Below are 12,026 nucleotides of genomic sequence, written 5' to 3' on the forward strand. Positions count from 1 at the left end.
AGACACCCAAGAAAAACGACACATCCTGTCGCAAACCGGCATGCGGCGCGGTGGCGCGGCCTCAAATCTGGGCGCAGCATCAGCGAGGAGGCCGCATCCATGAAAACCAGCACCCGTGTGGTCGTGATCGGCGGCGGCGTCGTCGGCTGTTCCGTGCTCTATCACCTGACCAAGCTGGGCTGGTCCGATGTCATGCTGCTGGAACGCTCGGAACTCACCTCCGGCTCCACCTGGCATGCGGCGGGCGGATTTCACACGCTCAATGGCGACACGAACATGGCCGCGCTTCAGGGCTACACCATCCGGCTTTACAAGGAACTCGAAGAGATCACCGGCATGTCCTGCGGACTGCATCACGTCGGCGGCGTGACGCTCGCCGACAATCGCGACCGCTTCGACATGCTGCTCGCCGAGCGCGCCAAGCATCGCTACATGGGCCTCGAAACCGCGATCGTCACGCCCGATGAAATCCGTGAAATTGCCCCCGTTACCAACATCGAAGGCATCATCGGCGGGCTTTATGACCCGCTTGACGGCCATCTCGACCCGTCTGGCACCACTCATGCCTATGCCAAGGCCGCGCGCATGGGCGGCGCGCAGATCGAAACCCATTGCATGGTGCAAGAAACCAATCAGCGCCCCGACGGCACTTGGGACGTGGTGACGGACAAGGGCACCATCCACACCGAACACGTGGTCAACGCGGGCGGCCTCTGGGCGCGCGAGGTCGGGGCTATGGCGGGCGTCTACCTGCCGCTGCACCCGATGGAGCACCAGTATATCGTCACCGACGAAATACCGACAATATACGACCGCGACTCCGAACACCCCCACGTGATGGATCCGGCGGGCGAAAGCTATCTGCGGCAGGAAGGGCGCGGGCTGTGTATCGGCTTCTACGAGCAGCCCTGCAAACCCTGGGCGGTGGACGGCACGCCTTGGGATTTCGGCCATGAACTGCTGCCTGACAACCTCGACAAGATCGAGGCCAGCATCGAATTTGCCTATCGTCGCTTTCCGGTGCTGGAGAAAGCTGGCGTGAAATCGGTCATTCACGGCCCCTTCACCTTCGCCCCCGACGGCAACCCGCTGGTCGGCCCCATCCCCGGTCTGCGCGGCTACTGGTCGGCCTGCGGCGTGATGGCGGGCTTTTCCCAGGGCGGCGGCGTCGGCCTCATGCTGGCGCAGTGGATGACCGAAGGGGAATGTGAACGCGACGTGACGGCGATGGACGTGGCCCGCTTCGGCGACTGGATCAGCCCGGGCTATACGCGTCCGAAAGTCATTGAAAACTATCAGAAAAGATTCTCCGTCTCCTACCCGAACGAGGAACTGCCCGCCGCCCGCCCCTTCCGTCAGACGCCAATGTATGATGTCTTTGACGACATGGGCGCGGTCTGGGGCGCGCAATACGGGCTTGAGGTGGTCAATTACTTTGCCACCGGCGATGAACCGCGATACGAGACTCCGTCGTTTCGCCGCTCAAACGCCTGGGAGGCCACCGCGCGCGAGGTGAAAGCGGTGCGCGAGGCCGTCGGCATCAACGAGGTCCACAATTTCGGCAAATACCTCGTCAGCGGCACTGGTGCCCGCGACTGGCTCGACCGGATCATGGCGGGCCGCATCCCCAAACCGGGGCGGCTCTCGCTCACGCCGATGCTGTCGCCCAAGGGGCGGCTCTGGGGCGATTTCACCGTGTCCTGCCTCAACGACGAGACCTTCCAGCTCACCGCCTCCTACGGCGCGCAGGCCTTCCACATGCGCTGGTTCGACCAGAACGGGGCCAGGGACGTTAGGGTCGAAAACATCTCCGACCGGCTGAACGGATTTCAGATCGCAGGACCAAAGGCGCGCGAGGTGCTCATCGCCTGCACCCGTGACAGGCTCGCGGACATGAAATTCATGGATATCCGTCCCGCCGTGCTCGGCATGGTCGATTGCCTCGTGCAGCGCGTCAGCTATACCGGCGATCTGGGATACGAGATCTATTGCGACCCGATGGCGCAACGCGCGCTGTGGGATGTGCTGTGGTCCGAGGGGCGAAAGCACGGCATGCGGCCCTTTGGCATGCGCGCGATGATGTCGCTGCGGCTTGACCGGTTCTTCGGTGCGTGGCTGCGTGAATTCTCACCCGATTACACCCCCGGCGAGACCGGGATGGACCGGTTCATCGCGTGGAAGAAAAACACCGATTTCATCGGCCGCGCGGCGGCAGAGGCCGAACGCACCCAAGGGGCCGCGCGCGCGCTCGTCGCTTTTGAGGTAGAGGCCGAGGATGCCGACGTGAACAGCTATGAACCGGTCTGGATTGAGGGCGCGGTGCGCGGGTTCTGTACCTCGGGCGGCTATTCGCATCATACGGGCAAATCCATCGCCCTTGCCCTCATTCCGACCGAACACGCGCAGGGCGGGCTGGAGGCCGAGATCGAAATCCTCGGACACCGCCGCGCCGCTCGGCTCATCACCGAACCGCTCTTTGATGCGGACGGGACGCGGATGCGGGGCTAAGCGCACAACCCCGGCGCAGATGAAGAATCGAGCCGGGGTTTATTTGAGTATTTTCAGAACGATGAATGGCAAAGTTAATCTTTTGTCTCGTCTGGATCGGCTTGTCCCACGCCGAGGAACAGCCGCTTGAGCGGCGCGATCCAGATGAATCCCAGCCCCACATAGACCAGCAGTTCGATCCAGAAAGATGGCCGGTCGATCCAGTTCACGATGGTCACGGCGGTCACGATGTAGGCGGGCAAACCCACCAATAGCACCACCAGCGACCAGCGTTTCCGGGCCTTGTAGCTGAGCATTGCGCCTCCTCAATCCGCGAACGGGTCGGTCACCAGGATGGTGTCCTCGCGTTCCGGTGAGGTGGAGAGTAGTGCTACGGGGCAGTCGATCAACTCTTCGACGCGGCGCACGTATTTGATCGCGTTGGCGGGCAGATCGGCCCAGCTGCGTGCGCCTTCGGTCGAGTCTGTCCAGCCCGGCAGTTCTTCGTAGACGGGCGTGCAGCGGGCCTGTTCCTCGGCGGCAATCGGCAGGTAATCCAGCCGCTTGCCGTCAAGATCATAGCCCACACAGATCTTGAGCGTCTCGAACCCGTCGAGCACGTCGAGCTTGGTGAAGGAAATGCCGTTCACGCCGCTCGTGACGCAGGTCTGCCGCACCAGGCAGGCATCGAACCAACCGCAGCGCCGCTGCCGCCCGGTCACCGTGCCGAATTCATGCCCGCGCTCACCCAGCCGCTGACCATCGGCGTCTTGCAACTCGGTCGGGAACGGCCCCTCGCCCACACGGGTGGTATAGGCCTTGACGATGCCCAGCACGTAATCGATCGAACCCGGCCCGATCCCGACACCCGTCGCCGCCTGTCCCGCAATCACATTCGACGAGGTGACAAAGGGGTAGGTGCCGAAATCAATATCCAGCAGCGCGCCCTGCGCGCCCTCGAACAGGATGCGCTTGCCCGCCCGGCGCTGCTCGTTGAGCACCTTCCAGACCGGTGCGGCATAGGGCAGGATCTGCGGTGCGATCTCGATCAGCTGCGCAATCAGTGCCTCGCGGTCCACCGCCTCGATCCCCAGTCCCCGGCGCAGCGGATCGTGATGCTGCAACGCCCGGTCAACCCGTGCGATCAGAGTCTCCTCATCGGCCAGATCGGCCACCCGCACTGCGCGGCGGCCCACCTTGTCCTCATAGGCGGGGCCGATGCCGCGCCCGGTGGTGCCGATCTTGGTGCCCTTGCTCGCCGCCTCTTCGCGGGCCCGGTCCAATTCGCCGTGAATCGGCAGGATCAGCGGTGTGTTCTCGGCGATCATCAGCGTCTCGGGCGTGATCTCCACCCCTTGCTCGCGGATCTGCGCGACCTCATTCATCAGATGCCACGGGTCGAGCACCACGCCATTGCCGATCACGCTCAGCTTACCGCCTCGCACTACGCCCGAAGGCAGCGCGTTGAGCTTGTAGACCTTGCCGTCGATCACGAGGGTATGGCCCGCGTTGTGGCCACCCTGAAACCGCGCGATCACATCGGCGCGCTCGCTCAGCCAGTCCACGATCTTGCCTTTTCCCTCGTCCCCCCACTGGGCCCCGACGACGACGACATTTGCCATGATTTACCCCTCGGCATTTGGTCCAAACCGCACGCCGGTATAACGGTGCGCGGCCCCGGGCGAAACAGCTAAATGGTGACGACCCACTGGACAGCCCGCGCGCCCTGCGGCACATCTTGGCAAGGTATTGGGCGATGGGGGTATAAGACATGGGATTTCTGGCAAGGTGGGTGGTGGCCTTTGGGCTTTTGGCGTCGACCTTCAACCCGACTGAGCTGAATTTCATCAGCTGGGCACGGGCGAATGTCAGCACGCAACTGCCGCTCACTGTGCTGCTTGGGCTGCTGCTGATGGTGGGTTACATCATATACCTGCGCGCCACGCTGCGCTCCATCGGCGGGGTCGGAATGGGGCTGGTTCTGGCGATCGCGGCATCGTTGATCTGGGTGCTGCACGATTTCGGACTGATCAGCTTCGACGATCCGACGCTCAATGTCTGGCTGGCGCTCGTGGCGCTGTCGCTGGTGCTCGGCATCGGGCTAAGCTGGAGCCACGTGCGCCGAAGACTTTCGGGTCAGGCGGATATGGATGATGTGGATGAATAGGGCGCGCGGCCGATAAGGCCCGATTGAACACACGGTCCTCACACAACTGACCTGGCACAACTGATCCCGGTCAAAAGAATGCCCCGGACATGATCCGGGGCATTTTCATCTCTCTCAGTGGGCAACCGCTCCCCGGCCTTCATTGCCGGATTTGAGCGCCGTCTCGGCGGCGGCGGCCTCTTCGGCTTCCTCGTCCCAGTCCACCGGCTCGGGCGTGCGCGTCAGCGCCAGTTTCAGCACATCGCGAACATGATCGACCGGAATGATATCGAGCCCCTCCTTCACGTTGTCGGGAATCTCGGTCAGGTCCTTCTCGTTGTCGCGCGGGATAAGCACCGTCTTGATCCCGCCCCGCAGCGCCGCCAGCAGTTTCTCCTTGAGCCCGCCGATGGGCAGCGCGTTGCCGCGCAGCGTGACCTCGCCGGTCATGGCGATATCCTTGCGCACCGGGATGCCGGTCAAGACGGATACGATCGAAGTCACCATCGCCAGACCGGCCGACGGCCCGTCCTTGGGCGTCGCCCCTTCGGGCACGTGGACGTGGATGTCCCACTTCTCGAACTTTGGCGGTTTAACCCCGATTTCGGGCGCAACCGAGCGGACATAGCTTGACGCGGCGTCGATCGATTCCTTCATCACGTCGCCAAGTGTGCCGGTCGTCTTCATCCGGCCCTTGCCCGGCAGGCGCAACGCCTCGATATTCAACAGCTCGCCCCCCACCGAGGTATAGGCCAGCCCGGTGACCACGCCGACCTGATCGCTCTCTTCGGCCAGACCGAACTTGTATTTCCGCACCCCAAGGAAATCTTCAAGGTTCTCGGGCGTCACGGTGATCGCCTTGTCCTCGCCCTTGATGATGCGTGTCACCGCCTTGCGCGCGATCTTGGCGATCTCGCGTTCCAGGTTCCGCACCCCGGCCTCACGGGTGTAGTAACGCACGATATCTGTCAGCGCCGCGTCGGTCAGCTCGAACTCGCCCTTCTTCAGGCCATTGTTCTTGATTTGCTTGTCGAGCAGATGCTGCTTGGCAATCTCGCGCTTTTCATCCTCGGTATAGCCTGCCAGCGGAATGATCTCCATCCGGTCCAAAAGCGGGCCTGGCATGTTGTAGCTGTTGGCCGTGGTCAGGAACATCACGTTCGACAGGTCGTATTCCACCTCGAGGTAGTGATCGACGAAGGTCGAGTTCTGTTCCGGGTCCAGCACCTCGAGCATCGCGCTCGCCGGATCCCCCCGGAAATCCTGCCCCATCTTGTCGATCTCATCGAGCAGAATCAGCGGATTTGTGGTCTTGGCCTTCTTCAGCGCCTGGATGATCTTGCCCGGCATCGAGCCGATATAGGTCCGGCGGTGACCACGGATCTCGCTCTCGTCGCGCACGCCGCCCAGCGAAATACGGATGAACTCACGCCCCGTTGATCGCGCCACGGATTTTCCGAGGCTCGTCTTGCCCACGCCCGGCGGGCCGACAAGGCACATGATCGGGCCTTTCAGCTTTTTGCTGCGTTGCTGCACCGCCAAGTATTCGACGATCCGTTCCTTGACCTTCTCCAGCCCGTAGTGATCGGCATCGAGAATGTTTTGTGCCTTGTGCAGGTCCTTCTTCACGCGGCTTTTCACGCCCCACGGAATACCCAGCATCCAGTCGAGGTAATTGCGCACCACGGTGGCCTCGGCGCTCATCGGGCTCATGTTCTTGAGCTTCTTGAGTTCGGCCGCGGCCTTGTCTTTGGCCTCTTTGCTCAGCTTGGTGTTGGCGATGCGCTCTTCCAGTTCGGCAATCTCGCCTTCGCCGTCCTCGCCATCGCCCAGTTCCTTCTGAATGGCCTTCATCTGCTCATTCAGGTAATACTCGCGCTGCGTCCGCTCCATCTGGGATTTCACGCGCGTCTTGATCTTCTTCTCGACCTGCAAAACGCTCATCTCGCCCTGCATCAGGCCGTAAACCTTCTCCAGCCGCTCGCTTACGCTCAGCGTCTCCAGCAGGTCCTGCTTGCGATCGACCTCGATGCCCAGATGCCCGGCCACAAGATCAGCCAGCTTCGCCGCCTCGTCGGAATCCGTCACAGCGGCCAGCGCCTCGTCGGGGATGTTCTTCTTGACCTTGGCGTAGCGTGCGAACTCGTCGCCGACGCTGCGCAGCAGCGCCTCGATGGTGGTCGCGTCACCGGGCGTCTCGTTCACATATTCGGCGCGCGCTTCGAAGAAATCGTCATTCTCCAGGTACTCGGTGATGCGCACCCGCGCCACGCCCTCGACCAGCACCTTGACGGTGCCGTCGGGCAATTTCAGCAATTGCAGCACATTGGCCAGCACGCCGACGCGGTAGATATCGCCTTCTGCGGGGTCGTCATCGGCAGGGTCGATCTGGCTCGACAACAGGATCTGCTTGTCGTCCTGCATCACCTCCTCCAGCGCGCGCACCGACTTGTCGCGCCCCACGAAAAGCGGCACGATCATGTGTGGAAACACCACGATATCTCGCAGCGGCAGCACGGGATAGGATGCGTTGAGTGGGTCTTGCATGCTCGTTTTCCTGTTCTTGGCAAGAGGACACCGGCCCCGGCTTCGCGGCAGCCCCGGCCCTCTCCGTTTCGCTTGGGTCTTACTTGGGGCAGACCCGGCCCCGTTTCAACGGATGTGGCGCAGAATGCCCCGCCACGCCGGTGGGGGCAAGCGGCGAATCCGCCGGGTTTGAGGCATTCCGCTGCGCCAAACGCGACGGATCCGGGTTTTCGCGCGGCGGCTGTCTGCACGCGGCTGATCCCTGCGTCACACCCGCGCCTGCGTGTGCTTGCGCAGTTCCGCGCGGGCCACCTGGCGGCGATGCACCGCGTCCGGCCCGTCGGCCAGCCGTAATGTGCGCACATGGGTCCACATCGAGGCCAGCGGCACATCCTGTGAAATGCCTTGTGCCCCGAACATCTGCACCGCCTCGTCGATCACCCTGAGCGCTACCCGCGGGGCCACCACCTTGATCTGGCTGATCCACGGCGCCGCGGCGCGCGCGTCACCCTGATCCATCACCCACGCGGCCTTGAGACACAAAAGCCGCGCCTGCTCGATTTCCATCCGGCATTCGGCGATGATGTCGTAATTCGCCCCCAGCTGCGCCAGCGGCTTGCCGAACGCCTCGCGCGCGATGCTGCGTTTGCACATCATCTCTAGCGCGGCCTCGGCCTGCCCTATCGCTCGCATGCAATGATGTATGCGGCCCGGCCCGAGACGTCCCTGCGCGATCTCGAACCCGCGACCTTCGCCCAACAGCATGTTTCGGGCGGGTACGCGCACATTATCGAACTTGAAATGCATATGACCGTGCGGCGCGTCGTCATGGCCGTAGACCTCCATCGGGCGCAGCTTCTTGATGCCGGGCGTGTCGGCGGGCACGACGATCATCGAATGACGCTGATGTTTGGGCAGGTCATCACCCCCCGTCCGGACCATCACGATGTAAACCCGGCACCGCGGATCACCTGCCCCGGTGGCCCACCATTTCTGGCCGTTCAGCACGTAGTGATCGCCGTCGCGCACGCAGGACATGGCAATGTTGGTCGCATCAGAACTGGCGACCTCCGGCTCGGTCATGAGGTAAGCGCTGCGGATCTCTCCCTCCAGCAGCGGCACCAGCCACTGGGCCTTCATCGCCTCGGTACCGTAACGCTCGAACACTTCCATATTGCCGGTATCGGGGGCGTTGCAGTTGAACACCTCCGCACCCATTGGCGTGCGCCCCATCGCTTCGGCGAAATAGGCATATTCGACCGTAGTCAGGCCAAAGCCGCGCGCGCTGTCGGTCAGCCAGAAATTCCACAGCCCCTCAGCCTTGGCGCGCGCCTTCAGACCTTCGAGAATCTCGGCCTGGCGGGGGGTGTAGGTCCAACGGTCGCCTTGGCCCACCTCGGCGTGATACTCGGCCTCCAGCGGCATGATCTCGTCGCGCACCACTGCCTCAACGCGTTCCAGCAGCGCACGAATCTCGGCCCGCATTCCAAGGTTCATCTGCATGCCCGTCTCCATTGGTCTACTGCGTATCGCGGTCCAGGGCAGAGCCTTGCAACCTCTGCGCGACATGCCTGTGGTGGCGCGCAATCACAGGCGGGCGAACCCGGCCAAATGACAAAACCTTACCCGTGCCCGTGCCAAATTCCGCCACATTACAGGTGTTATCTACTCTTGCGCCGGTCACGCTTCGCCGCACCGCGAGCGACCCGCGCATTTAGTGACGTGAGTGATTTAAAGAGTGATCTGTTTTCAGTACGGTAAGCAATAGTAAATCAGGTGGCCGCCGCGCGGCGGTCGCCTGATCTCAAAGCAAAGCCCAACCGGGCCCCCGCGATTACTCAGAGCGCAGTCCAGCCGCCATCGACGCTGATCGTCGTTCCGGTGATCTGCGCCGCTGCGTCGGAACACAGGAACAGCGCCGTGCCGCCCAGTTGCTCTGTGGTGGCAAACTCCTTCGATGGCTGACGCTCCAGCATGACCTTCTCGATCACCTCGTCGCGGTCCATGCCGTATTTCTCCATCGTGTCGGGGATCTGCGATTCGACCAGCGGAGTCAGCACGTAGCCCGGGCAGATCGCATTCGCGGTGATCGGCTCTTTCGCGGTTTCCAGCGCCACCACCTTGGTCATGCCGACGATGCCGTGCTTGGCCGCCACATAGGCCGATTTGTAGGGGCTCGCGGTCAGACCATGCGCCGAGGCGATGTTGACCACCCGGCCCCAGCCCGCCTTGCGCATCATGGGCAGCGCGGCGGCGGTGGTGTGATAGGCCGAGTTGAGGTTGATCGCGATGATCGCGTTCCACTTGTCTGCCGGAAACTCGTCGATTGGGGCGACGTGCTGGATGCCCGCGTTGTTGATCAGGATATCGCAGGTCCCGGCCTGTTCGATCAGCGCGCGGCACTGGTCGCCATCGGACATGTCGGCCTGAATGTAGCGCGTTTTCGTGCCGGTCTCGTCGGCGATCTTTTTGGCCAGCGCGTGATCCTCATCCGAATCGGTAAAGGAGTTCAGCACCACATTGACCCCCGCGCGCGCCAGTTCCCACGCGATGCCCAGACCGATACCGGAATTCGATCCGGTGATGACTGCGGTTTTGCCTTTGACGCTCATGCGCGTTCTCCCTTGTTTAGAATGCACGCGCAGCATATGTGCCGCATCTGCAAATTGCACGGGGAATGAGGATCACGAGGGGGCGAGCGGGCCAAAAAAAACGCCCGCACGAGGCGGGCGTCAAGTTATTGAGGCAGGTTTCATACAGGCAAGAAACCTATCGAGCAGTGCATCCGTTATAAGCAATCCTGCGCCGCAGTCCAAGCTAAAAGTTTGAAAAGACGTGAATCCGCCTCTACCCTCAGCGTCTGATAAACAAGGATCATTGAGGATTGTCGCCAAAATGGGATCAGAATTTTTCCACAAAATACGGGGGGCCCTCTGCGCGATAATCCTTGCAGGGGCGGCCACACAGGCACTGTCGCAACCCGCGCATGGCATAGCTATGTATGGCACCCCCGTCCTGCCACCTGATTTTGTGTCCCTGCCCTATGCCAACCCGGATGCCCCCAAGGGTGGCCGCGTGGTCACTGGCAATGTCGGCGGCTTTGATTCGCTCAACCCGTTCATCCTGCGCGGCAGCCCACCCTGGCAACTAGCGCATCTGACGCATGAGACCCTCATGGGGCGATCCTGGGACGAGCCATTCACGCTTTACGGGCTTCTGGCCGAATCGGTCGATACGGACGAGGCCCGCACATGGGTCGAGTTCACCCTGCGCGAGGACGCCCGATTCTCCGACGGCAGCCCGGTGACGGTCGAAGATGTGATCTGGTCCTTTGAGATCCTGGGCAGCAAGGGCCACCCGCGCTATCGCGGCTTCTGGTCCAAGGTGGGCCGCATCGCGCAGACCGGGCCGCGCAGCCTGCGCCTTGAGTTCACCGAGGCGGACCGCGAACTCGCCCTTCTGGCCGGTCTGCGCCCGATCCTGCAAAAGGCGCAGTGGCAGGGCCGCGACATCGCCGAGGCGGGGATCGACGATATCCCGATTGGCACCGGACCCTATGTCATCGAGGATTACGAGGTGAACCGCCACGTCACCCTGCGCCGCAACCCAGACTATTGGGGCCGCGACCTGCCCTTTCGGCGCGGCACCAGCAATTTCGACGAGATCCGGATCGAGTTTTTCGGCGACGACACCGTGCTGAAAGAGGCGTTCAAGGCCGGAATCATCAGCTATGTCCGAGAATTCAACGCCGAGGCCTGGGCCGAGGAATACGATTTTCCCGCCGTGCAGCGCGGCGAAATCGTAAAATCGGAGATCCCGCATCAGAAACCCTCGGGCATGACCGGCTTCGTTATGAACACCCGCCGTGCCCCGTTGGATGACTGGCGCGTTCGCGAGGCGCTGATCACCGCGTTCAATTTCGACTATATCAACGACACGCTCACCGGCGGGCGACAGCCGCGCATTACCTCGTATTTCTCCAATTCCGAACTGGGCATGGATCACGGCCCCGCCACAGGCCGCGTGCGCGCTTTACTGGAGCCTTACGCCGACACCCTGCCCCCCGGCACGCTGGAGGGTTACAGCCTGCCAGAGGGCGACGGCACCGCGCGCAATCGCACCGCGCTGCGCCGCGCGATGCAGCTTTTGACGCAGGCAGGCTGGCGGGTCGAGGACGGGCGGCTGGTGAACGCCGAAGGTGCACCGCTGCGCCTGACGGTGCTCTTGCAGCAGGACGGGTTGATCGCGCAGGCCAGCGCAATGATGGATATCTATGCCCGCGCGCTTGATCGGCTGGGGATCACGCTTGAGGTCGAGACGGTGGACAAGGCGCAATATGCCGAGCGCGAGGCGCAGTATGATTTCGACCTGACGATGATGCGCAGGTCGCTGTCGCTCAGCCCCGGCAACGAACAGATGTATTACTGGGGCTCCGAAGGGGTGGACGATCCCGGCAGTCGCAACCTGATGGGCATGCGCTCCGAGGCGGCAGAGACGATGATCCGCACCATGCTGGGCGCGCGCGACCGCGAGGAATTCGTCGCCGCCACGCGCGCACTTGACCGGATATTGACGGCGGGGCGCTACGTAATCCCGATCCACCAATACAGCGTCGGCCGTATTGCCCATAAGGCGCAGTTGAAGTATCCTCGCGACAGATTGCCGATTTACGGGGACGGAATAGGGTTCCTCCCCGAGGTCTGGTGGTTCGAGGCAGAAGAATAAAAACAGGCAACAACCATAGGCAGGAGCATGCGAAAACTGATTGCGCTTGTCCTCATCGCCGCGCTGGCAGGCTGTGCCACCGTCGACGGTGTGGGACGTGACATATCGGGTGCTGCGCGCGGCGTTCAGAGCTGGTTCTGAG

General features: G+C 62.6%; 9 protein-coding genes. 4 read left to right on the plus strand and 5 right to left on the minus strand.

The features are described 5' to 3' along the window. Positions 1 to 99: 99 nt before the first annotated feature. Complete coding sequence (locus BHD06_RS10650; RefSeq protein ID WP_080457000.1) at positions 100 to 2,508, plus strand: FAD-dependent oxidoreductase; 2,409 nt, start codon at positions 100 to 102, stop codon at positions 2,506 to 2,508. 74 nt (positions 2,509 to 2,582) lie between these two features. On the opposite strand, the gene BHD06_RS10655 is transcribed toward BHD06_RS10650, so the two are convergent. Together BHD06_RS10655 and BHD06_RS10660 are read right to left on the minus strand one after the other, a co-directional pair. Further along, positions 2,583 to 2,804: a DUF2842 domain-containing protein gene (locus BHD06_RS10655; RefSeq protein WP_080457001.1), complete on the minus strand. Its 222-nt coding sequence runs from the start codon at positions 2,802 to 2,804 to the stop codon at positions 2,583 to 2,585. Between the two features lie 9 nt (positions 2,805 to 2,813). Continuing rightward, positions 2,814 to 4,109, minus strand: a complete 1,296-nt coding sequence (locus tag BHD06_RS10660) for an adenylosuccinate synthase (RefSeq protein ID WP_080457002.1) — start codon at positions 4,107 to 4,109, stop codon at positions 2,814 to 2,816. Positions 4,110 to 4,258: 149 nt separating this feature from the next. Here BHD06_RS10660 and BHD06_RS10665 point away from each other — a divergent pair, with 149 nt between their 5' ends. Then, positions 4,259 to 4,654, plus strand: a complete 396-nt coding sequence (locus tag BHD06_RS10665; RefSeq protein WP_080457003.1) for a DUF6524 family protein — start codon at positions 4,259 to 4,261, stop codon at positions 4,652 to 4,654. A 114-nt stretch (positions 4,655 to 4,768) separates the two neighbouring features. Here the strand turns inward: BHD06_RS10665 and lon are convergent, their stop codons facing one another. The 3 genes from lon to BHD06_RS10680 all read right to left on the minus strand — a co-directional run bounded on the left by lon (position 4,769) and on the right by BHD06_RS10680 (position 9,771). Beyond that, on the minus strand, positions 4,769 to 7,180 hold the full coding sequence (lon, locus tag BHD06_RS10670) for an endopeptidase La (RefSeq protein ID WP_080457004.1): 2,412 nt from the start codon (positions 7,178 to 7,180) through the stop codon (positions 4,769 to 4,771). Between the two features lie 246 nt (positions 7,181 to 7,426). Then, entirely contained in the window at positions 7,427 to 8,662 is a 1,236-nt protein-coding gene (locus BHD06_RS10675; RefSeq protein WP_080457049.1) for an acyl-CoA dehydrogenase family protein, read from the minus strand. 335 nt (positions 8,663 to 8,997) lie between these two features. Then, positions 8,998 to 9,771: a 3-hydroxybutyrate dehydrogenase gene (locus BHD06_RS10680; RefSeq protein WP_080457005.1), complete on the minus strand. Its 774-nt coding sequence runs from the start codon at positions 9,769 to 9,771 to the stop codon at positions 8,998 to 9,000. A gap of 283 nt (positions 9,772 to 10,054) precedes the next feature. Between BHD06_RS10680 and BHD06_RS10685 the strand changes: the two genes are divergently transcribed. Beyond that, on the plus strand, positions 10,055 to 11,884 hold the full coding sequence (locus BHD06_RS10685; RefSeq protein ID WP_080457006.1) for an extracellular solute-binding protein: 1,830 nt from the start codon (positions 10,055 to 10,057) through the stop codon (positions 11,882 to 11,884). A gap of 27 nt (positions 11,885 to 11,911) precedes the next feature. Then, on the plus strand, positions 11,912 to 12,025 hold the full coding sequence (locus BHD06_RS10690) for an entericidin EcnA/B family protein (protein ID WP_139784696.1): 114 nt from the start codon (positions 11,912 to 11,914) through the stop codon (positions 12,023 to 12,025). Position 12,026 lies beyond the last annotated feature (1 nt).

Source organism: Roseovarius sp. A-2 (genome assembly GCF_002072155.1).
In the GTDB taxonomy this organism is placed as follows: Bacteria; Pseudomonadota; Alphaproteobacteria; order Rhodobacterales; family Rhodobacteraceae; genus Roseovarius.

What these genes read in the sequence shown, in the direction of transcription:
- BHD06_RS10660 (WP_080457002.1), bottom strand. Translation starts at nt 4,109, where the DNA reads ATGGCAAATGTCGTCGTCGTCGGGGCCCAGTGGGGGGACGAGGGAAAA.
- BHD06_RS10690 (WP_139784696.1), top strand. Translation starts at nt 11,912, where the DNA reads ATGCGAAAACTGATTGCGCTTGTCCTCATCGCCGCGCTGGCAGGCTGT.
- lon (WP_080457004.1), bottom strand. Translation starts at nt 7,180, where the DNA reads ATGCAAGACCCACTCAACGCATCCTATCCCGTGCTGCCGCTGCGAGAT.
- BHD06_RS10675 (WP_080457049.1), bottom strand. Translation starts at nt 8,662, where the DNA reads ATGCAGATGAACCTTGGAATGCGGGCCGAGATTCGTGCGCTGCTGGAA.
- BHD06_RS10685 (WP_080457006.1), top strand. Translation starts at nt 10,055, where the DNA reads ATGGGATCAGAATTTTTCCACAAAATACGGGGGGCCCTCTGCGCGATA.
- BHD06_RS10655 (WP_080457001.1), bottom strand. Translation starts at nt 2,804, where the DNA reads ATGCTCAGCTACAAGGCCCGGAAACGCTGGTCGCTGGTGGTGCTATTG.
- BHD06_RS10680 (WP_080457005.1), bottom strand. Translation starts at nt 9,771, where the DNA reads ATGAGCGTCAAAGGCAAAACCGCAGTCATCACCGGATCGAATTCCGGT.
- BHD06_RS10650 (WP_080457000.1), top strand. Translation starts at nt 100, where the DNA reads ATGAAAACCAGCACCCGTGTGGTCGTGATCGGCGGCGGCGTCGTCGGC.
- BHD06_RS10665 (WP_080457003.1), top strand. Translation starts at nt 4,259, where the DNA reads ATGGGATTTCTGGCAAGGTGGGTGGTGGCCTTTGGGCTTTTGGCGTCG.